The organism is Alkanindiges illinoisensis (assembly GCF_004377485.1).
GTDB classification, from domain to species: Bacteria; Pseudomonadota; Gammaproteobacteria; order Pseudomonadales; family Moraxellaceae; genus Alkanindiges; species Alkanindiges illinoisensis_A.
In genome coordinates this window covers 58,877-80,201 of the sequence record NZ_SNTY01000067.1, presented here as the reverse complement: position 1 = coordinate 80,201, position 21,325 = coordinate 58,877, and the positions used below count along the sequence as shown (strand labels likewise).

Genomic DNA, 21,325 nt, shown 5'->3' with positions numbered 1-21,325 from the left:
GACTAACAACAGGCTCGCATTAAAAAATTACGCAAAGTACAGATGTCAAAAAAGCCGGCATAGTACCGGCTTTTTGGGCAACCTGCTAAAACAATACAATGAATTAGCAGGTTAGAATAAGGTCATTTGGTCATTAAACCATGACGAACTTAGTCATCATAGTTATTGGCGCGTGCCTTGTTAGCATAAGCCTGTTCTTTAAAACGGCGAGTTTTACGCTCAACATTCGGGGTATGCTCAGCACCAAAGCTACGCTCTCCACCAAATTCACGGCGCACTGGACGGCTATCTGAACGATCACCGCCAAATGAACGACGCTCACCGCCATCACGGTTGAAGGGACGACGCTCGCCACCTTCTCTATTGCCAAAGCTGCGACGCTGGTCACCACCGTCACGGTTAAACGGACGACGATCACCGCCTTCGCTGTTACCAAATGAACGCGCTGGACGTTCACTACGATAGTCTACGCGGTTACCACGATTGTCGTCATTGCCAAAGCTGCGACGCTGGTCACCATTGTCACGGTTAAACGGACGCGCTGGACGGCTATCTGAACGATCACCGCCATCACGATTGAACGGACGACGCTCGCCACCTTCGCTATTGCCAAAGCTGCGGCGCTGGTCACCACCGTCACGGTTAAACGGACGTGCTGGACGGCTATCTGAACGATCACCACCATCACGGTTGAACGGACGACGCTCGCCACTACCAAAACGGGATTCGCCTTCAAAGCGACGGCCACCGCCACCCGGACGGCCACCACGGCCATTACCATTCCCACGGCCAGCACCACGTGGACGCTCTGGTGGTGGGCTTGGCTCAAGACCCGCAATTTCGGTCACAGCCAGACGGGCACTCAGGTATTCTTCCAGACCGCGGATTTTGCCGCGCTCACGGTGCAATGCCAGCGTAATCGCACGACCACTACGGCCTGCACGGCCAGTACGGCCAATACGGTGTACGTAGTCTTCGTTTTTCATTGGTAAGCCAAAGTTGATCACATGGCTAATACCAGGAACATCCAGACCGCGGGCAGCAACGTCAGTGGCAACCAGTACACGTGCACGGCCATCACGCAGGCTCTTGATGCGACGGTTACGTACGGTTTGTGGCATGGCACCATGCAGTGCTACAACCTGATGACCCGCTTCAGCCAGCTCTTCGGCCAGCATATCCGTATCTTCCTGAGTGCTGGCAAATACCACTGCCTGATCCATGGTTTCATCGCTTAACCAATGCGCCAGCAGTTTTTTCTTGTGCTCAAAACCATCTGTCCAGTGCAGGGTTTGTTCAATATCCACGTTAGTGGTTGAACCAGTTTCAATGGCAATACGCTCAGGCTCGTTCATCATCTTTTCAGCAAGACGAATAATACGGTCAGCAAATGTTGCAGAGAACATCAGGGTTTGCTTGCGGTTGGCCGCCAGATCACTAATGGCTTCAAGGTCTTCGGAGAAACCCAGATCCAGCATGCGGTCAGCTTCATCAACAATCAGCGCATCTACTTCATGCAGGCTCAATTGACGACGATTCACCAGATCCAGTAAACGGCCTGGTGTTGCTACCACAACCTGAGCGCCTTTTAACTGGGCAATTTGCTTACCAAATGGCATGCCGCCAACAATAGTCGCAATGCGCAGGCCACGCACATGACGAACCAGTGCAATTGCATCCTGGCTCACCTGTTGAGCCAATTCACGGGTTGGGCACAGCACCAGCACTTGTGGCGCAGTGATTGATTTCATGCGGTCTTTGGCAGACTGCAATTGATTGGTGGTTGCCAGAGGATTTAAGGTTGGCAACAGGAAGGCAACGGTTTTACCGCTACCGGTCTGGCTAGATACCAGTAGGTCTTTACCGTCTAATGCGGCAGGAATAGCTGCAGCCTGCACAGGGGTTGGTGCAGTGAAGCCCAGATCAGTTAGGGCTTTTTGATATTGTTCAGCTAAAGGAAAATCAGCAAAAATGTTGCTCATAGAGAGTCTCGCCCCATGTTGGGCGCTCCAATAAAGTCATAAAATAGACATCGGCATCAGGCAGCAAAGCAGAGATCTGACTCTTGTCAGTGGGCTTAGGCTTACAAATACGATGCAATATACGCACAACAGCTTACGGCAGCAGCCTGAAAAAGATGGTCAGTGTGGACTGACTAGAGATGAGAGGCGCGAAGAATAGTCATCCTGAGGACTGTAAACGCGCAATCGTAAATCAATTGAATGTTCAGGCGATGAACGGAAAAAAGTGCGTGGCGCATTATAGCGGCATATATTTAAAAAAGCTATACAAATATTACACTTTATTTAGAAGCTTCGAATAAGCGCACAGTTGCCCAACTAGTGCGCTTTTGGTTAGGGCTGTGTACCAATACTGGTTGATGGCAAACGGTCAGGTAATGTCTGCGGTTGATTGCGCAAATTGTTCAGATTAGGGCGCGGTTCGGCTGGCGCACTAGGATTGTCCAGTGGCTGGGTTAATAATGGCTGCTTAATAACCCGATTACGTAGCGGATTATTGGTTTCATTTTTCAGGAATTCATTATAAGAACGATCGGTCTGATTGGCATAACGCTCATATTGCAACCGGGTACATTCTGCCTCACGCATGTCTTTAGGACAATCCAGCACCTCTGCAACATTGGCCTTAGCTGGATTGGCTTCTGTTTCATAGCGCAAGGCACGGTCTGACAGTTCGGTGGCTGCATAGCCCATCGAAGAAAACAGGGTGCTACCCAGCAATAATCCCATACTAGACAGGTAAATCATTCGCGGCTTAATCATTTTTATGTCTCACCCTTAAAGTTCAGTTAAACCGAGTATAAAACAAGCAATGATTAAATTTGCGCCGCTTATCATTTCACTGATAAATATAATAATTAATTACATAAACCTGTAGTTGCATAAAAACCTGAGCATAGGCTAGCGCTCTATCGAAATACTAACCACCCACTAGACCATCCTCATATAACCTCTTTAGTACAGGAGTGCACCCGAGAGCAGCCGGTCACAATAATTTTCTTCCGCTACAATTGCTGGGGTAGTTTGCCCATTAAGTAATGCGGACTGTCGTCCTGTAAATACGATTGGATGACGTTGCAGTTTATTGTCCTTATTCTGCTCAGCAGTATGTTGTAAATAATTAATAGGCTGACCATATTGATTGTTAGTCGCCACATTTTCAGCAACCTGGCGTAGCTGATCTTCGGTCAGTAACTCACGTGCCATAGCAATTTGGCTGGCCATTAACATGAGCATGCTTAGTAAAGCCGCTTTTATCATTAAACTAATATTTATCATGTAAACACCCAATATTTTTCTAGACTAATTAAACTTTCTCTTATGTTTGTTATTTAAAAAAAGGCGCAACTGGGCGCCTTTTCCTGACACTGGTCACTAGATAGTTCTAGCCACCAATTTTCTTGTACTTGGCACGCTTTGGTCCGGCATCGTTACCCAGCATTTTTTTGCGGTAGGCTTCATATTCACTGTAGTTGCCATTAAACCACTGCGGGCCTTCATCTTCAAACGCCAGAATATGGGTCGCAATCCGGTCAAGGAACCAGCGATCATGCGACACCACCAGCACGCTACCGGGGAATACCTGAATGGCTTCTTCCAGCGCACGCAAGGTTTCAACGTCCAGATCGTTAGATGGTTCATCAAGCAGGATGACATTGGCGCCCTGACGTAGGGTCTTGGCCAGTTGCAAGCGGTTACGCTCACCACCGGACAGCTCGCCAACGCGTTTTTGCTGATCCTGACCCTTAAAGTTAAAGCGGCCAATGTAGGCACGTGACGGTGTGGAGTACTCACCAATGGTAATAATATCCAGCCCGTCAGATACTTCTTCCCAGACGGTTTTTTTAGGGTCAAGTGTGTCGCGCATCTGGCCCACATAGGCCACCTTGACGCTTTCACCCACGCTTACTGATCCAGTATCCGGCTTGTCTTCACCGGTAATCATGCGGAACAGGGTGGTTTTACCGGCACCATTGGGGCCAACGATCCCTACAATACCAGTGGGTGGCACGCTAAAGGTGAGACCTTCATACAGCAAACGGTCACCAAAAGACTTGCTGATGTTCTCAACTTCAATCACCTTGTTACCCAAACGCGGGCCAGGTGGAATGTAAATTTCAGCGGTTTCATTGCGCTGCTGGAATTCACGCGAGTTCAGTTCTTCAAAGCGTTCAATACGTGCCTTGGATTTGGCCTGCTGACCCTTGGCATTCTTGCGCACCCATTCCAGCTCGTGTTTCAGGGCTTTGGCAAACGCTTCTTCCTGCTTTTGTTCCTGCTCTAAACGGGCAGTTTTTTGTTCCAGCCAGTTGGTGTAGTTGCCCTGATAGGGAATGCCATGACCACGGTCCAGTTCCAGAATCCACTCGGCCACATTGTCCAGGAAATAACGGTCGTGGGTAATGGCCACAATTGTGCCAGCAAAGTCTTTAAGGAAGCGTTCCAGCCACGATACGGATTCAGCATCCAAGTGGTTGGTTGGTTCATCCAAGAGCAGCATGTCGGGCTTGGACAGCAGCAAACGGCATAGTGCCACACGGCGTCGCTCACCACCGGACAGCTTGCTGACATCAGCATCCCAGGCTGGCAGACGTAAGGCATCAGCAGCTTGTTCCATCTGGTTATTCAGGTTGTGGGCATCCCAGGTCTGAATAATGGCTTCCAGTTTTTCCTGCTCTTTGGCCAATGCATCAAAGTCGGCATCTTCGGCAGCGTATTCGGCAAACACTTCATCCAGACGTGCCAGTGCATCCAGCGGCTCGCGCAGGCCATCTTCCACGTTGGCGCGCACATCCTTGGCAGGGTCCAGATGCGGTTCCTGCTCCAGATAGCCAATCTTGATGCCGGGCTGGGCACGCGCTTCACCGTTAAAGTCCTTGTCAACGCCTGCCATGATCTTCAGCAAGGTTGATTTACCGGCACCATTTAGACCCAGCACACCAATCTTGGCACCCGGAAAAAATGATAAAGAGATATCCTTGAGGATTTCGCGCTTGGGCGGAACCAGCTTGGATACCTTGTTCATGGTATAAATATATTGGGCCACGTAGGACTCCTAAATTACTTTTTTGCAGTGAAAATCAATTCACTACTCTTAAATCGCTAAAATAAAAACGCTGCACAAAAAGCATTGAAACAAATTTGGCGCATAGTATAGCGGATTTCTGGCAAAACTCGTGTAAAGCAACTGCGCAATGCCATAATTTTATCGGGAATGGGTTTTTACACCTCACCTTGGCCGCATATAAAGTGACGTTTTAAGTAGTTTATTTTTTATACGTATTAAAAATGTATGTGGTTTGAATACTAGAGTAAATGCTCGATTATTTTTTGTGCAATTTTTTAGAATAATTACTCTAGATCTTGTAACTAAAATTAGTTTATATCAGTTACTTAATTATTTAAAGGTTAATTTTTAATCCGACGAAAGGTATATATTTTTTTTGGATTTTTTATACTATATATTTAGGCAAAACTACATAAATGCCTGGAATTTTTTATATTGCTTTTTTTGAAAGAGACTTAAATATGGCCAGCCAGATTCAAAAGATGTTACCCAAAGTGGTTAAGGATAAAGTTGCCTTGATTACTGGTGCTTCCAGTGGTATCGGTTTAACTGTTGCCAAGCAATTGGCAGGTGCAGGTGCTCACGTGTTGCTGGTAGCACGCACCCGTGAAAAACTGGAAGAAGTGAAACAGGAAATTGAACAGGCAGGCGGTAAGGCATCCGTATTTCCCTGTGATCTCAATGACATGGCATCAATTGATGAATGTGCACAGAAAATTCTGGCTGAAGTCGGTCATATTGATATTCTGGTGAATAATGCCGGACGTTCAATCCGCCGTGCCGTGGAAGAATCGGTTGAGCGCTTCCATGACTTTGAGCGCACCATGCAACTGAATTATTTTGGTGCCGTGCGCCTGATTTTAAGTGTGCTGTCTCACATGATTAACCGTAAAAACGGTCATATTATCAATATCAGCTCGATTGGTGTGCTGGCCAATGCCACCCGTTTTTCGGCTTATGTGGCGTCCAAGGCAGCACTGGATGCCTTTAGCCGCTGCCTGTCTGCCGAAGTGCATGCGCATAACATTCAGTTAACCTCTATTTATATGCCACTGGTGCGCACGCCAATGATTGCGCCCACCAAAATGTATAAATATGTGCCTACCCTGTCCCCTGAACAAGCGGCAGATATGGTGGCAAAGGCTATCATCAAGAAGCCAAAGAGTATTGCCACCAAAGTGGGTACCTTTGCTGCGGTCAGCTATGCACTGGTGCCCAAGTTTAATGACTTTGTGATGTCAGTGGGTTATCAGCTGTTCCCAAGCTCTACAGCAGCCGTTGGCGACAGTAAGAGCAAAAAAGCAGGCAAGCTGAATCTGGCGCAACGTGCCTTTGCCCGTCTGGTTCCAGGTGAACACTGGTAAGTTAACCGATTAGTAAAAAACAGTTTTAAAGCATTTAATCTGGTTTTTTTACTGTAGTTGATTAATCCAAACACGAAAGCTGCATGGTATTTATCTGCCATGCAGCTTTTTTATTTCCATAAAATTATTAAATAACAGTAAATAGATAAAGAAAATTCTTAAAAAATAAATGCGAGTTGTATACGAATTATTATTCGCATTATGATAAAGCCACTTCTTATTGCTCGTGGTATTTCTGATGAACAAGCTCGAATCACGCCCGGTGCCCAAGCGGGCAAAAAGCTTTCAGCACACGCGCCGTTTTTTACCCGCGGTGACATTGCTGGAAAAACTACTGCAACAGCCAATTATGATGACTGAACAGCAATATCAACACTTAATTGACGGCTTGTGGCAGGGCGATACGCTGATGGATGCGCTGGTGGACTGGCTGTTTGAGGACAATACCCGACAGCGCAAACAACTGTTTGAACAGGCGCTACATGAAGGTACTGTATCAATTAAGGACTGTCCTGACATTCTGCAACAATTTTTTGCCCATGTGGAAACCCAACCCGAATGGCTGGATCAGGCCCAGTTGCAGCAGGCTGTTGCGTTTATGCATTCTGTTGGCCTAAATGCCAATTATGTGCTGCGTGACCTGGCCCTGATGGGAGGCTATTTACTGGCAGGCTTTAATCAGGCACTGGTAATGACCGGGGCACTGAATAAGGGAGCATCCCAGCGGCTAGCTGAAACCAGTAAATGGTGGATGGATTGCACTGCTCCTCATGGTCTGGAACGGTTTTCCGCCGGCTTTAAATCCACGATCCATGTCCGGCTGATTCATGCACTGGTACGCCGTAACCTGCACCGCAAACCGGAGTGGAATGCAGAGCACTGGGGTTTGCCGATTTGCCAGATCGACATGGCAGCAACCAATCTGGCCTTTTGTAGCCTGTTTCTGCTGGGTTTGCGTGGTCTAGGCATTGTGCCAACCCGCCAGGAATCACAAGCTGTCATGCATTTCTGGAAATATCTGGGCTGGTTAATGGGAGTTGATCCACGCTGGCTGGTGGATTGCGAACGGGATGGTCATATCCTGCTTTATCAGAGCTTATTCACTCAGGCTGCACCGGACTGGACCAGTCAGGCCCTTGGGTCAGCCTTGGCTCAGGAACCGCTGCAAAAGGAATTTAAACGCTGGCAAACCCTGCAAAGACATTATAGCTATCACAAGCACCTAAGCATTTCCCGCCTGTTCCTAAGTGCACAAAAAATGCAGCAACTGGGCTTGCCCAAATATGTGCTGCCCTGGTTTCCGGCATTCTTGATTCCACAAAACCTTATTGGCTATCGTATTCAGCGCCGGCTTCCTGTGCTAAAAAGCTGGCAGCAACGGCGTGGGCGGCAGGCCCAGTTAAATTATATGGCCACGTTTGGCAGCAGGGGTGATAAGGTCATTCAGCCTGAAAAAAACCATCCCGCCTATATCGCAGGCTAAGGCTTATTTTTTATCTATCACACAGGGAATGCTAAGCCATGAAAACACTGGACAACACCACAATATTTATTACCGGGGGCAGCCGGGGCATTGGCCGGGCTGTAGCTTTACGCTGTGCACAGGCTGGGGCCAATATTGTGATTGCTGCCAAATCTGTTGAACCACACCCAAAGCTGGGCGGCTCAATTTATACTGTTGCTGAAGAAATTCGTCAGCTTGGTGCACAGGTTTTGCCATTACAGGTTGATGTTCGCGATGCACTAGAGCTTACCCAGGCCATTGATCAGGCGGCTGAACATTTTGGCGGGCTGGATGTACTGATTAACAATGCCGGGGCGATTCATTTAGGCAATATCCAACACACCGATCTTAAAAAATATGACCTGATTCAATCGATTAATCATCGCGCAACTTTTATTGCCGCTAAAGCAGCCATCCCCTATCTGAAACAATCAGCGCAAGCGCATATCATTAGTTTTGCCCCACCCATTAACTTGTCAGCGCACTGGCTGGGCCTGTATGGACCCTATGCACTGTCAAAATATGGCATGACCCTGCTTACCCTGGGACTGGCTGAAGAATTAAAGGCCGATGGAATTTGCTGCAATACCCTGTGGCCAGCCACCCTGATTAATACTGCCGCTGTCAGTGAGAATATTGGAACTGAGGCAGCGCAGCACATGAGCCGCAAGCCGGATATTATGGCTGATGCCGTTTATAATCTGATTACAGGCGCTTGTGGTCACATCACTGGCCAAAGCCTGCTAGATGAACAAACCCTTAACTTGGCAGGTATTACCGATCTAGCTGATTATGCCTGTTCGCCAGAACATGCAGACAGACTGGCTAAAGACCTGTTTATCAATTAATTATTAATCAATACAATAAATTAAAGCGAAAAAAGCCGGATGCCCTGACATAACATCGACAAGGTATCCGGCTTTTCATCAGGCTATTTAGCCCTGAATCATGTTATCGGGTTTTTAGCTTAACCCGATTTTTTTACACCGGCCTGTAGCAACAGGGCACCCAGTCCACCAATTTTTGGTTCACTGGGCTTGGCAGCCTTGTCATGCGGTTTTGCCGATGGTCTATCCTGACGCTTCGGCGTATGCTCACCGGATTTTCTGGTTGCAGGTTTGGCTTGCTTGCGTTGCTCATTGTTGAATGAACGCGGTGCACGCTCCGGCTTTTCTTCCGGATTCAAGCGCAGGCTCAGGCTAATGCGCTTGCGCTCTACATCCACACTCATTACCCGAACCTGAACAATCTGGCCGGGTTTAACAATTTTGTGCGGGTCATTCACAAACTGGCTGGAAAGCTCAGACACATGAATCAAGCCATCCTGATGCACGCCAATATCAACAAATGCACCAAAATTGGTAACGTTGGTCACTACACCTTCCAGTAGCAGCGTGCTCTTGGCCAGATTGTCGTTTAAGTCCTGCATGCTTTGAATATCCGCACGGAATTTGGGCATGCGGAACTCAGGACGGGGATCACGTCCCGGTCTGGACAATTCACTTAGTACATCCTGGACTGTGGGCAAGCCGTATTGCTCATCCACAAATTCTTCGGCATTAATACCGGATAATACATCCGCTTTGCCCAGTACCTGATCCAGACTCTTGCCCAATCTGGCCAGAATTTTTTCAACCAGTGGGTAGCTTTCCGGATGTACCGCTGAACGATCCAGCAGCGCTTCACCATCCTGAATGCGTAAAAAGCCTGCCGCCTGTTCAAAGGTACGATCACCCAGACGCGGTACTTTTTTCAGTTGCTGACGATTGTTAAATACACCATGTTCACGGCGATAATCCGCAATTTGCTGGGCAATATTTTTATTCAAACCGGCAATCCGTGACAACAAGGCAGGCGATGCGGTATTCACATCAACACCTACCGCATTCACGCAGTCTTCTACCACTGCATCCAGTGTACGCGCCAACCCGGTTTGGTTCACGTCATGCTGATACTGGCCAACACCAATGGATTTGGGATCAATCTTCACCAGCTCGGCCAGTGGGTCCTGCAAACGGCGGGCAATGGATACCGCACCACGAATGCTCACATCCAGTTCAGGCAACTCCTGTGCTGCCAGTTCACTGGCCGAATACACCGATGCACCTGCTTCACTCACGGTGACGCGGGTCAGGTTTAATTCAGGATGCTTTTTGGCAAGCTCACCCAGCAGGTTTTCGGTTTCACGGCTGGCTGTACCATTGCCGATTGCCACCAGATCCACCTGATGCTCACGGCACAGGCGCTCAAGCTCGGCCAGTGCACCTTCGGTATCATTTTTTGGGGCAAATGGATAAATGGTGCTATGTGCCAGTACATCACCGGCACTATTGACGACTGCCAGCTTAACACCGGTACGGATGCCGGGATCAACACCCAGTGTGCAGCGGCCACCGGCGGGCGCGGCCAGCAACAAATGGCGCAGGTTTTCTGCAAACACTTTCATCGCATCGGCTTCGGCAGCCAGACGCTTTTCTGTCAACAGGGAATGTTCAAAATGCGGGCGCAATTTGCCCAGCCATAGCAATTCGCCAGTTTGTTTTAAAAATTGCTGACGTGATTCTGGCTGCATCTCATTAAGTTGCAGATCAGCAAAAATTTCGGCCAACCGTGGGGCATCTTCACCGTCCACTTTTAGGGTCAACACATTTTCCTGACGACCACGCAACATGGCCAGCAAACGGTGATTGGCCAGTTTGGCCAGACTTTCGCTGGATTCAAAATAATCACGGAATTTCTTGCCCACTTCGCGCTTTTCTTCACCGGCCAGACGGCTGACCAGTTGGGCCGTTGCTGCAAAGCCCTGCTTGAGCTGTTCGGTGAGTTCCAGCCGGGTTGCCCATAAGTCCACCAGAATATGCTGAATGGCTTCCAGCTGGCTCGCTACATCAGGATAGCGTTCTTCAGTGCCACTTGCAGGAACAAAACCAGCCAGTGCCGCTTCGGGGTCAATGTCTTCCTGCCAGATTTTTAGCGCATAGGGTTCAAGGCCAGCTTCGCGGGCAAGCGCTGCCTTACTGGTACGCTTGGGACGATACGGCAGGTACAAGTCTTCCAGCGCCGTTTTGCTATCGGCAGCATTCAGGCGTGCCAGCAGGGTATCGCTGAGCTTGTCCTGACTGCGGATCGAATCAATAATTTTCTGGCGGCGTTCATTTAGGTCGCGTAAATAAATCAAACGTGCTTCCAGCTGACGTAACTGGGTGTCGTCCAGTCCTTCAGTCACTTCCTTGCGATAACGTGCAATGAAGGGAACACTGGCACCCTCGTCCAGCAAGCGAATGGTCGCTTCAATTTGGGCAGGACGAACCGCAAGCTCGCTTGCCAGTTGTTGAACCAGCTCAGTCATACATCGTTTCCACGACAAAAATGAAAGTGGCGATTATACGTCCTGTACTCTTGAATTGAATATGCTTTATTAAATTTTATTCATGAACTGCCAAGGCTGTTTTAATGTCATAAAAAAGCGCTATTTTGGATTTAGTTACTTGAAATCTGGCATTTTTTTAACGGGTTTGCTGCAAAATCTGGAACTATGATGATTTTAGTGGATTAACCTGTATATATTTGGTATCTATTGCCTGAATTTATTTGTATTTTTACTCATCTTGCCCTAAATGTAAGCAACTACTTCATTGTTTAACAGTCAGCATTTAACAGCATTTATAAAATTACCGGATCTGGACTACAGATCCAAAAAGGAGTCAAACATGAGTCTCGTTGTGCCTGCAGAAGAGCAACTCCTACGCCCTGAAGCAGACCGGGTTGAACGAATTCTGGTCGTTGATGATGATGTCCGCTTGCGTACCCTGCTACAGCGTTTTCTGGAAGACAAGGGCTTTGTGGTTAAGACTGCACACGACGGTACCCAGATGGATCGTCTGTTGCAACGCGAATTATTTTCCCTGATTGTGCTGGATTTCATGTTGCCGGTGGAAGATGGCATCAGCATTTGCCGTCGCCTGCGTAACACCAATATCGACACGCCCATTATTATGCTGACTGCCCGTGGCAGTGACAGTGACCGTATTGCCGGGCTGGAAGCCGGTGCCGATGATTACCTGCCCAAACCGTTTAATCCTAATGAACTGCTAGCCCGTATCCGCGCGGTACTGCGTCGTCAAGTGCGTGAAATTCCGGGTGCACCCAGTCAGCAGGTTGAAGTGGTGAGCTTTGGCCCTTGGTCATTGGATTTATCCACTCGCACGCTCACCCGTGAAGGTCAGGTGGTCACATTAACCACGGGTGAATTTGCAGTATTAAAAGCACTGGTGCAACATCCACGTGAACCCTTGACCCGTGACAAACTCATGAATCTGGCGCGCGGTCGTGAATGGGGAGCCATGGAGCGCTCCATTGATGTTCAGGTGTCACGCCTGCGCCGCTTGATTGAAGAAAATCCGGCGCGTGCCCGTTATATCCAGACTGTCTGGGGTGTAGGCTATGTGTTTGTGCCGGATGGTGCAGAATAAGTTAAACGCATGACCTGTCTTAGCCGGAGTATTAAAAGTCCGGGCAATATTCCGGATTGAATCCTAATGCTTTAATCCGGAAATTTATAAAAAGGATGGCAAATCTTGCCACAACACGCTCAAAAAATTACTAGCCAGCGTCATCAAAATAGCGAAAAAAAGGCTTTTGAGCTGGAATCCCCTTATCAGCCCCGGCCTCGTACCCGCTGGGAACTGTTCCTGGATAAAATTAAGCCACGCTCCACCGCCATGCGAACCACGGTACTGGTTTCTGGTGTAGTATTTTTTAGTTTGTTCATGTCATTGGCATTTTTCTGGCGCACTTTATACCTGCCTGAAATCCGCCAGCATGCGCGCTATCTGGCCATTGAGCTGGATCTGCTGGAACAAACCGACCTGCAAGTTACCGAAGACCCTTTTGCCTTTGACCTGCATGACTGGCTGGAACAGCGCGTGGGTGTGCAAATCATCCGTGAACCCAGTGAATTTCCCACGCCACGCGAAAAACTGATTGCCGAGTTTTTTACCGGACGGCTGGAAAAGGAACTGTCACGGGAACTCAATGAACCCGTTACGGTTTACTTTGAATTTAAGCCTTCCCCACAAATCTGGATTTACTATCCATCGCTGGGTAAGGCCTGGGTCCGCGAACCCCTGGATTTTTATGCCGAATATAGTGCCGAGCTGATTTTAGGCTGGCTACTGGGTATTCCGCTCGTTAGCTCAATTATTATTCTAACTTTGGTACGCCAGCTTAACCGTCCGTTACGTCGTTTGCAAAATGCCGCCCGCGATTTTACCCAGACTGGCAAGGCACCTTATCTGGAAACCAATCACGGCCCGATTGAAATCCGTCAGGTGAACTCAGCCTTTAACCACATGATTAGTACCCTGCAACAGGCCGCACAGGAGCGTACCATCATGCTGGCCGGGATTTCACATGACCTGCGTACCCCGCTCACCCGTATTCGCCTGACTGCCGAGCTGTTACCGGACGAAGACTTGCAGCAAGGCCTGATTTATGACGTGGATGACATGGATGCCATCCTGAGCCAGTTTATTTCCTATATGCGCGATGGCTCGGATGAAAAAGAACAGATTACCGATATTAATGCCCTGATGCAGGAAATTATTGTCCAGTTCAAGCCACTGAAAATTATTTATCAACCGCAACTATTACCACAAATTTGCCTGCGCAGCCTGTCGATTAAGCGCATGATTGGCAATCTGGTTAACAATGCCAAACGCTATGGCGCAGAACCTGTGTACCTGTCTGCCAGCCTGTTAGGGGCTTATATCATCATTACCGTACGTGACAGCGGTAGCGGCGTGGATGAAGACGATATCGAATCCCTCATGCAGCCATTCGTGCGCGGTGAAAGTGCCCGAACTACACAAGGCAGCGGACTGGGCCTGGCGATTGTCAAACGAATTGCTGAGCTGCATGGTGGTTATGTCAATGCGCGCAATCATCCTGATGGTGGCCTTGAAGTGAGCGTAGGGCTACCCTTGGTGCGCAAGCCGCCAGTTGATCCCAAGGCTGAAGTGAGCACCTTGCACAAAATTAAAAAACGCCTAACCGGTGAAGACTAAAGCCTTATAAAAAACCCAATGATTGGTTTACTTACAACGCATAATAAAAAACCCCTAAAGCCTGTAACTTTAGGGGTTTTTTGACCTGCAAACTAGCGCAGGTCTTACGCATATGGTGGCGTGAGGCGGGATCGAACCGCCGACACACGGATTTTCAATCCGTTGCTCTACCGACTGAGCTATCGCGCCGATGGGTGTGAATTAAATAGAAATACCTACTTCAAGTCAAGTGCTATTCCTTAAAAAGCGTTCTTATGTGTCTTTTTTAAACAGAACGTTACTTTATAGCTTAAATCTTGCCCAAATGCGACAGGCAGCGGTGAATCGCACCACAACCGGGTTTGAAATGCTTGACGCCTTTTTGTTCTTCGGCATCGCATACGCCTTCAATCAGGCGCTCGGCCACGCCACGGCCACGGTTGGATGGATGCACCACCACATAATGCACCAAGCGGGTGTCCTCCTGCCCGCTGACCCACACAGCACCAATAATTTTCTGGTTAAACTCAGCCGTATAAATCAGGCTACCCTGCTGCATGGCCGTTTCCAGCTGTTGTACGGCATCATCGCCATCACCAAATTCAGGGCTGGTTTCATAAAGCCGGCTCAGCTGTGAGCGCAGGCTTTCGTCGTTAAGCTCAGAATACGCGTGAACGGTAATTGGCATAGCAGCCTCCCACTGGTCTTTTTGAATGAATTAACTCTACCAAAGGCTTCACCCTACTGCCAGAGAATACGTTATAATTAATGTTTTTCAGGAGCTTTGTCGATGGCAGAACGTGTCAGTGAAGTGGTGCGCAATACCAGTGAAACGCAAATCCGCGCACGCGTCAATCTGGACGGTACTGGTGCAGGGGTGCTCAATACCGGTGTGCCTTTTTTAGACCACATGATTGACCAAATTAAACGCCACGGCTTGTTCGATATTGATATTGAGTGCAAGGGCGACCTGGAAATCGATGATCACCACACGGTAGAAGACTGCGGTATTACGCTGGGTCAGGCCTTTGCCAAGGCATTAGGTGATAAAAAAGGCATCCGCCGTTATGGGCATTTTTACGCACCGCTGGATGAAGCGCTGTCGCGTGTGGTGGTGGATATTTCCGGCCGTCCCGGTTTGTTTATGGATATTCCATTTACCCGTGCGCGCATTGGCACGTTTGATGTTGACCTGTTTTCTGAATTTTTTCAGGGTTTTGTCAACCATGCCCTGATGACCCTACACATTGATAACCTGAAAGGCAAAAACAGCCATCACCAGATTGAAAGCGTGTTCAAGGCGTTTGCCCGTGCACTGCGCATGGCCTGTGAGCTGGACCCGCGTGCAGCAGGCACCATTGCTTCCACCAAAGGTAGCCTGTAAATGAGCCAAGCCAGAACACGTATTGCCTTGCTGGATTATGGTATGGGCAACCTGCACTCGGCGGCCAAGGCACTGGAATTTGTGGGCGCAACAGTTGATGTGACCAATGACCCCAAGGTAATTGCACAGGCTGACAAGATCATGTTTCCCGGTGTGGGGGCCATGCGTGACTGTATGGCCGGCATGCAGGCCGTACACGTGGATGAAGCAGTAAAACAGGCGGTGTTTAACAAGCCGGTACTGGCCATTTGTGTGGGGATGCAGGCTTTAATGCAGCATTCACAGGAAAATGGCGGTGTGAACTGTCTGGGTATTTTTGAAGGTGAAGTGCTGCGCTTCCCCGATCAGGCTGGCCTAAAAGTACCGCATATGGGCTGGAATGAAGTGCACCAGTCTGACCCTGCTCACCCCATGTGGCGCGATATTGCGCAAGACAGCCGGTTTTATTTTGTACACAGCTTTTATGTGCAACCTAAAAATCCTGCGATTGCAGCCGCAACCTGTGACTATGGCCAACCATTTACTTGCGCCTTAAGCCAAGATAATTTGTTTGCAGTGCAGTTTCATCCGGAAAAAAGCCACACGGTTGGGTTACAACTGTTGAAGAACTTTGTGGAATGGAATATTTAAACTGCTGTATGATTTTTAGGCAGTTTATTTTTTAAGATCTATTACTTAATTTTTTGATAGATAATTTTTGCTTATCACATTTGCTTAATACTGAGGATAGCTTGCCATGTTGATTATTCCAGCAATTGATTTAAAAGACGGCAAGTGCGTGCGTCTAAAACAGGGCCGCATGGAAGATGATACGGTATTTTCAGATGACCCTGTGGCTACTGCAACACACTGGGTAAATGAAGGTGCACGCCGCCTGCATCTGGTTGACCTGAATGGCGCATTTGCCGGCACGCCAATCCACAAGAATGTAGTAGAAGCCATTGCCAACGCACACCCTGAATTGCCAATTCAGATTGGTGGCGGTATTCGCTCCATGGACACCATTCGCCATTATCTAGAAGCCGGGGTTTCCTTTGTGATTATTGGCACCAAGGCCGCCAAGGAACCGGAATTTGTAGAGCAAGCCTGCAAGGAATTTGCCGGGCATATTATTGTTGGGATTGATGCCAAAGACGGCATGGTTGCCACTGATGGCTGGGCCAATGTTTTGGACATCAAGGCTACTGATCTGGCCAAGCGCTTTGCTGATGCCGGCGTGTCCAGCATCGTATACACCGATATTGCCCGTGATGGCATGATGCAGGGCGTTAACGTAGAGCAAACCGTGCAACTGGCCGATTATTGCGGCTTGCCGATTATTGCTTCTGGTGGTGTAACCAACCTTGAAGACATTCGCTCGCTCAAGGGCCAAAAAGGTATTCTGGGCGCGATTACCGGCCGTGCCATCTATGAAGGCAGCTTAAACCTGCGTGAGGCACAATTACTGCTGGATGAACAGCACATTTAATTGTGCTATTTCATAAAAAAGAGTTTTGTTTTTTAAAGCGCATACGGGTTTCAGATGCGCTTTAATTTTAATAAGCTATTAAAACAATTGCTGAAACAACTACCTAAATAGCGGCATACTCAGAATAATTAGTAAAACCCAGTTCATCATTACTGTTGCCCAGAATACTTGCTGGAACTCAGTTTTAGCGCTTTTATGCCGCAGTTTTTGTTGTGCTAACAGTGCGCCCGGCCAACCACCCATTAGTGCCAGCAGATGCAGGTTTTTTTCAGGAATACGCTGTTTGCCCTGCTGTGCTGCTTTCTTATCCATGTCATAAATCAGGTAGGTCAATCCACTGAGAAGTACTGGAATTGCAATTGCCCAGACTGGCAACTGGTGGGTTAATTGCAAGGCCATGATAAAAGCGCCATATAAGGTGATGAGCCAGCCGCGCCATGCTTTACTCTGACCAGTTGCAGACGGCTTAGTTGTCTGAGCTGACTGACGCCGTACATAGCTCACCCGCTGGGCATTGAGTCGGCCCTTGCTATCCTGTATCACTTCATATTCCAGCAGTGCACCTGCCAGTGGCCGTGGCCCACGCTGCGAAAATGACTTAATATGCAGGAAAATTCTATTTTCACCCTGACCCGGGTTCAAAGGCTGAATAAAGCCATAGCCTTTGTCATCATTCCACTCAATAACTTGTCCCTGATAACGCATGCCTGTTTATTCCAGCCCACTAATTGTAAGTGGCGAGTGTAATCGATCTGCCAGCATGGCACGCATCTCGGCAGGATCTTTTTGCAAAATATGCTCACCATTACGGGCTTCTAACTGGTTACGTGCGGCAATTTGCAGGCGGGATAGCCAGAAACGGCAAGCAGCCATGGCCAGATAAATCGGCAAGGCCTGCTGCTCATCCCCGGTTAAGGGGCGCACCTGATGATAGGCCTGAATAAATGCCTGCGCTTTTTCTAAATCCAGTGACACATTCGGCCACTGGCTGCAAAAATCGTTCAGGCAAATGGCAATGTCCAGTAACCACTCATCATAGGCCAGTTCAGAAAAGTCCAGCAGCCCAGTCAGGGTATTGCCATCAAACAGGGTGTTATCACGAAACAAGTCACCGTGAATCAGGCCACAGGGACGATCCGGATACTGCTGCTGTGCGGCTTCAAACTGCGCAAAACTTTGGATTAATAATGCTTGGTCTGCTGGCGTTAAACCGGGCATGAGTTCATCACGGCTATGCTGCCACCAGACCTGTCCATGATTGTTGTCGCGGTGCAGCGGATAAGTGCGCAAGGTGAGGTGCAGCCGGGCCAGTGTGTTTGCCATTTCACTTACTTGCCGCACAGTGGGTTGCATGGGCGGCTGGCCCATTAGGCGGGGTGCCAGTTGTGCAGGCTTGGTTTGGATAAAATGAATGACCTGTCCGGCCTGATCACTCAGTGGTGCAGCAACCGGCAGGCCTTGCTGTTTAAGATACTCAAGCAGCGGAATCAGCTCGTGAATGTCATTGAGGCTCATTTCCTCAAAAATGGTCAGTACCAGCTGTTGCGGCGTGTCCAGTTGCACAAAATAATTGGTGTTTTCAATCCCGGCTTGAATGGGGATAAGACCAGTGACCCTTAGCTGGTAATGCTCTGCCAGCTGTTGTACTTGTTCCAGTGCCACCGTGGTATAAACTGACATGAATCCCCTGCCTGCACGCTTTTGCCTGTCAAATTTGCTAGAATATAGCCGTTGAAATACAAGCGCTAGAATAACGTGTTATGGCGCTATTGTGCGTGCCTGTTCATGTATTTCATCTTTCATCCACTCTCCTGCCCTGACTGGAACTTGCTATGCTGGCCAAACGTATTATTCCCTGCCTTGATGTTGATAACGGCCGTGTGGTCAAAGGCGTGCAGTTTGTAGATATCCGCGATGCTGGCGATCCAGTGGAAGTGGCGCGGCGCTATAACGAACAGGGCGCAGATGAAATCACTTTTCTGGATATTACCGCAACCCATCATGGCCGTGATACCACTTACCGTACTGTCGAGCGCATGGCGACCAGCGTGTTTGTGCCCTTAACCGTGGGTGGTGGCGTGCGCAAGCTGGAAGACATTCGCCAGTTGCTCAATGCTGGCGCCGACAAGGTGAGCATTAATTCGGCTGCGGTGTTTACTCCAGAGTTTGTGGGTGAAGCCTCGGCACGTTTTGGCGCACAGTGCATTGTGGTGGCGATTGATGCCAAAAAAGTGGGCGACAACAAATGGGAAATCTTTACGCATGGTGGCCGCAAGCCCACTGGCATTGATGCCGTGGAATGGTCAATTAAAATGGCAGGCCTGGGCGCTGGCGAATTACTGGTGACCAGTATGGATGCTGATGGCACCAAAGCTGGCTACGATCTGGGCCTGATGAAGCAAATCACTGCCAGCGTAAATATTCCAGTGATTGCCTCAGGTGGCGTGGGCAACCTGCAGCATTTGGCTGATGGTATTTTGCAGGGCGGTGCCGATGCCGTTCTGGCGGCCAGCATTTTTCACTTTGGCCAGCATACCATTCCGGAAGCCAAGCAATATCTGGCCAATCAGGGCATTGAAATGCGACTGTAAGGCTTAAATCGGGGTTAGACCTGATTAAAAAGCGGTGTACTGTTTCAGCCAGCATTTGAGACAGTCACCGCTTTTTTATTGGCTTTTAATTTTGCAAAGGCGCTTTTAGCGTTAAATAGAGTTCTTATTAAAAATCTCTTAAAACAAAGTGATTAAAACAACGCCATTACAGTAACGCGGTTAGCATTTTCAGGTTCAGCAGCATCAGTGATATGGCAAATACCTTCTTTAAGGTAGCTACTGGCAAGCGATGCGCCAGTTTTGCCCCCAGTGGCGCGGTAAAGAAACTGCATATCGACATCAGCAATACGGCAGGCCAGTAGACAAAGCCAATGGTGTAGGGAATTGTGGCCAGATCAGCATCATGGTTGAGTAAATAGCCACATGCACCTGCTAAGGAAATCGGCAAACCCATGGCTGCTGAGGTGCCAATGGCTTTTTTAATATCAACATTGCGCCAGCTTAAATACGGCACAGTGAGCGAACCGCCGCCAATTGACACCAGTGCTGAAATGGCACCAATTCCTGCCCCGACACCCAGCAACTCGGTACTGGATGCAGGCTTATGGCTGGGGCTGGGTTTCTTGTTTAAAAACATTTGAATGGACACATAGCCCATAAACAATGCAAAGAATATGGCAAGGTATAATGATGGAATTTGCGCGGCTATGAAAGTTGCCAGAAACGTCCCTGCAATCACTGCCAGTGCCATACGCTTGACGATGTCCCACAGCACTGCGCCGTTGGCATGGTGCGCACGCATACTGGAAAACGAGGTGGTGACAATGGTGGCCATGGAAGTGCCCAATGCCAGATGCACCCATTAACCGGTTCAATGCTCATGGCCAGAAAAATGGTGGTGAGCAATGGCACCATAATGCCGCCACCGCCCACCCCCAGCAAGCCTGCCATAAAACCGGCAAATGCTCCCAGCCCAATAAAGGCTAAAGCCCATTCAAGCGCCATATCCACACCTGTGAATGCAAAACGTAAATTTTACGGGCTTTCGCGCAAACCTGCCATCAGGCAAAAGCCCGCACTTTATTTAAGCCAGAATATGGTCATGGTAAGGCGTATATTGTTCGTTGAGTCGACTGTCTTATCAGTTTTTTAACTAGGCCTCTGCCATACCTTCATTAGCACTTTGCAGTATATGGATTAACTCAGCCGTCATTTCTGGCGTAAAATGATAGGGGTCAAACTTGTCTAATCCATAGCTTTTTAAAAAGGAGGGTACGTCTTGATCAATAGCTGCATATTTCATTTCCCAAGATGAGAAAGCAAATTTTTCAATCGGCTCAAGTGATAATACCTTTAGCTCAGTATGACGCTCATCCTTTTCCAGCTTGGCATATAACGCATCAATATGTTGCTTGGCACCTTCTAAACATTGAAAAAAATAACCATTACCAAAGTATAGCGCACCCACTAGCTTATTTTTTCGGTTTTGGCGGCGTGAAGTGGTTAAGATATTGATAATATTTCTATCGTAACCTTCTTTTTTATCATTAAGTGGTGTGAACGTTGCTTTACTAGTATACGTCATACGGATGAGTTGATCTGGCGTTTGTTCACTCATGGTTAATTCTCCATATCGTCCAGACTTTCATCCTATACAGATTTTCTAAAGATGGCGGCCTACTTTGCAGTTCTCTAACCAAAAGACACGAATTGATATATTTGACTTAGGATCTTAATAAGTTCTTTATTAAAACCCTGTCATTACTATGGCTTGCCTGAAAGGGTTTAAAAGTGGCCTTACTGACATAGACCATTCGGCTATAGTGATTTGTCATGTCATTACTCAGCTTAAGTTATTGCTTGAATTAGGTTTTCTCAGCTGCTGAGGATTATAAAAATTTACTAAAATTACCTTAGCTGT

The 21,325-nt window shown here is 48.3% G+C and carries 20 protein-coding genes and 1 tRNA gene; 9 read left to right on the top strand and 12 right to left on the bottom strand.

Annotation, left to right across the window (positions count from 1 at the left end; all coding sequences use genetic code 11):
• Positions 1 to 149 precede the first annotated feature (149 nt).
• From E2B99_RS12480 to ettA, 4 genes are all read right to left on the bottom strand, one after another.
• Positions 150 to 1,982 (bottom strand): DEAD/DEAH box helicase, encoded by a 1,833-nt coding sequence (locus tag E2B99_RS12480; protein ID WP_134245369.1) that lies wholly within the window; start codon positions 1,980 to 1,982, stop codon positions 150 to 152.
• 372 nt (positions 1,983 to 2,354) lie between these two features.
• Positions 2,355 to 2,783 carry a hypothetical protein gene (locus E2B99_RS12475; RefSeq protein ID WP_134245367.1) on the bottom strand — a complete coding sequence of 143 codons (429 nt, stop codon included), beginning with the start codon at positions 2,781 to 2,783 and terminating at the stop codon, positions 2,355 to 2,357.
• 192 nt (positions 2,784 to 2,975) lie between these two features.
• Positions 2,976 to 3,299: a hypothetical protein gene (locus E2B99_RS12470; protein ID WP_134245365.1), complete on the bottom strand. Its 324-nt coding sequence runs from the start codon at positions 3,297 to 3,299 to the stop codon at positions 2,976 to 2,978.
• Between the two features lie 106 nt (positions 3,300 to 3,405).
• A complete protein-coding gene (gene ettA, locus E2B99_RS12465; RefSeq protein WP_134245363.1) occupies positions 3,406 to 5,067 on the bottom strand; it encodes an energy-dependent translational throttle protein EttA in 1,662 nt (553 codons plus the stop codon).
• 482 nt (positions 5,068 to 5,549) lie between these two features.
• Between ettA and E2B99_RS12460 the strand changes: the two genes are divergently transcribed.
• The 3 genes from E2B99_RS12460 (at position 5,550) to E2B99_RS12450 (ending at position 8,804) form a co-directional block, all read left to right on the top strand.
• Entirely contained in the window at positions 5,550 to 6,452 is a 903-nt protein-coding gene (locus E2B99_RS12460) for an SDR family NAD(P)-dependent oxidoreductase (RefSeq protein WP_134245361.1), read from the top strand.
• 238 nt (positions 6,453 to 6,690) lie between these two features.
• Entirely contained in the window at positions 6,691 to 7,935 is a 1,245-nt protein-coding gene (locus E2B99_RS12455; protein ID WP_134245359.1) for an oxygenase MpaB family protein, read from the top strand.
• Positions 7,936 to 7,973: 38 nt separating this feature from the next.
• Entirely contained in the window at positions 7,974 to 8,804 is an 831-nt protein-coding gene (locus tag E2B99_RS12450; RefSeq protein ID WP_134245357.1) for an SDR family oxidoreductase, read from the top strand.
• A 119-nt stretch (positions 8,805 to 8,923) separates the two neighbouring features.
• On the opposite strand, the gene E2B99_RS12445 is transcribed toward E2B99_RS12450, so the two are convergent.
• Entirely contained in the window at positions 8,924 to 11,305 is a 2,382-nt protein-coding gene (locus tag E2B99_RS12445) for a Tex family protein (protein ID WP_134245355.1), read from the bottom strand.
• A gap of 361 nt (positions 11,306 to 11,666) precedes the next feature.
• Here E2B99_RS12445 and ompR point away from each other — a divergent pair, with 361 nt between their 5' ends.
• Entirely contained in the window at positions 11,667 to 12,428 is a 762-nt protein-coding gene (gene ompR / locus E2B99_RS12440) for an osmolarity response regulator transcription factor OmpR (RefSeq protein WP_134245353.1), read from the top strand.
• 171 nt (positions 12,429 to 12,599) lie between these two features.
• Positions 12,600 to 14,021: an ATP-binding protein gene (locus E2B99_RS12435; protein WP_240687831.1), complete on the top strand. Its 1,422-nt coding sequence runs from the start codon at positions 12,600 to 12,602 to the stop codon at positions 14,019 to 14,021.
• Between the two features lie 113 nt (positions 14,022 to 14,134).
• On the opposite strand, the gene E2B99_RS12430 is transcribed toward E2B99_RS12435, so the two are convergent.
• Both E2B99_RS12430 and E2B99_RS12425 read right to left on the bottom strand, forming a co-directional pair.
• Positions 14,135 to 14,210: transfer RNA gene (locus E2B99_RS12430), tRNA-Phe, on the bottom strand.
• Positions 14,211 to 14,310: 100 nt separating this feature from the next.
• Positions 14,311 to 14,688 carry a GNAT family N-acetyltransferase gene (locus E2B99_RS12425; RefSeq protein ID WP_134245351.1) on the bottom strand — a complete coding sequence of 126 codons (378 nt, stop codon included), beginning with the start codon at positions 14,686 to 14,688 and terminating at the stop codon, positions 14,311 to 14,313.
• Positions 14,689 to 14,790: 102 nt separating this feature from the next.
• On the opposite strand from E2B99_RS12425, the gene hisB reads away from it, so the two are divergent.
• The 3 genes from hisB (at position 14,791) to hisA (ending at position 16,852) form a co-directional block, all read left to right on the top strand.
• Complete coding sequence (hisB, locus tag E2B99_RS12420) at positions 14,791 to 15,384, top strand: imidazoleglycerol-phosphate dehydratase HisB (protein WP_134245349.1); 594 nt, start codon at positions 14,791 to 14,793, stop codon at positions 15,382 to 15,384.
• Positions 15,385 to 16,014: an imidazole glycerol phosphate synthase subunit HisH gene (hisH, locus tag E2B99_RS12415; protein ID WP_134245347.1), complete on the top strand. Its 630-nt coding sequence runs from the start codon at positions 15,385 to 15,387 to the stop codon at positions 16,012 to 16,014.
• Between the two features lie 106 nt (positions 16,015 to 16,120).
• Positions 16,121 to 16,852 (top strand): 1-(5-phosphoribosyl)-5-[(5-phosphoribosylamino)methylideneamino]imidazole-4-carboxamide isomerase, encoded by a 732-nt coding sequence (hisA, locus tag E2B99_RS12410; RefSeq protein ID WP_134245345.1) that lies wholly within the window; start codon positions 16,121 to 16,123, stop codon positions 16,850 to 16,852.
• A gap of 99 nt (positions 16,853 to 16,951) precedes the next feature.
• Here hisA and E2B99_RS12405 read toward each other — a convergent pair whose 3' ends face one another.
• Both E2B99_RS12405 and E2B99_RS12400 read right to left on the bottom strand, forming a co-directional pair.
• Positions 16,952 to 17,557 carry a DUF1294 domain-containing protein gene (locus E2B99_RS12405; RefSeq protein WP_134245343.1) on the bottom strand — a complete coding sequence of 202 codons (606 nt, stop codon included), beginning with the start codon at positions 17,555 to 17,557 and terminating at the stop codon, positions 16,952 to 16,954.
• A gap of 6 nt (positions 17,558 to 17,563) precedes the next feature.
• A complete protein-coding gene (locus E2B99_RS12400; RefSeq protein ID WP_134245341.1) occupies positions 17,564 to 18,532 on the bottom strand; it encodes a homoserine kinase in 969 nt (322 codons plus the stop codon).
• Positions 18,533 to 18,684: 152 nt separating this feature from the next.
• Between E2B99_RS12400 and hisF the strand changes: the two genes are divergently transcribed.
• Positions 18,685 to 19,443 (top strand): imidazole glycerol phosphate synthase subunit HisF, encoded by a 759-nt coding sequence (hisF, locus tag E2B99_RS12395; RefSeq protein WP_134245339.1) that lies wholly within the window; start codon positions 18,685 to 18,687, stop codon positions 19,441 to 19,443.
• Positions 19,444 to 19,609: 166 nt separating this feature from the next.
• Here hisF and E2B99_RS12390 read toward each other — a convergent pair whose 3' ends face one another.
• From E2B99_RS12390 to E2B99_RS12385, 3 genes are all read right to left on the bottom strand, one after another.
• Positions 19,610 to 20,239 carry a sulfite exporter TauE/SafE family protein gene (locus E2B99_RS12390; protein ID WP_205669683.1) on the bottom strand — a complete coding sequence of 210 codons (630 nt, stop codon included), beginning with the start codon at positions 20,237 to 20,239 and terminating at the stop codon, positions 19,610 to 19,612.
• The gene (locus tag E2B99_RS14770; protein ID WP_205669682.1) at positions 20,140 to 20,409 is read right to left on the bottom strand and encodes a hypothetical protein; all 270 of its coding nucleotides are present in this window, start codon (positions 20,407 to 20,409) and stop codon (positions 20,140 to 20,142) included. Before E2B99_RS14770 ends, E2B99_RS12390 begins: the two co-directional genes overlap by 100 nt.
• 148 nt (positions 20,410 to 20,557) lie before the next feature.
• Positions 20,558 to 21,022 (bottom strand): BLUF domain-containing protein, encoded by a 465-nt coding sequence (locus E2B99_RS12385; protein WP_134245337.1) that lies wholly within the window; start codon positions 21,020 to 21,022, stop codon positions 20,558 to 20,560.
• Between the last annotated feature and the right edge of the window lie 303 nt (positions 21,023 to 21,325).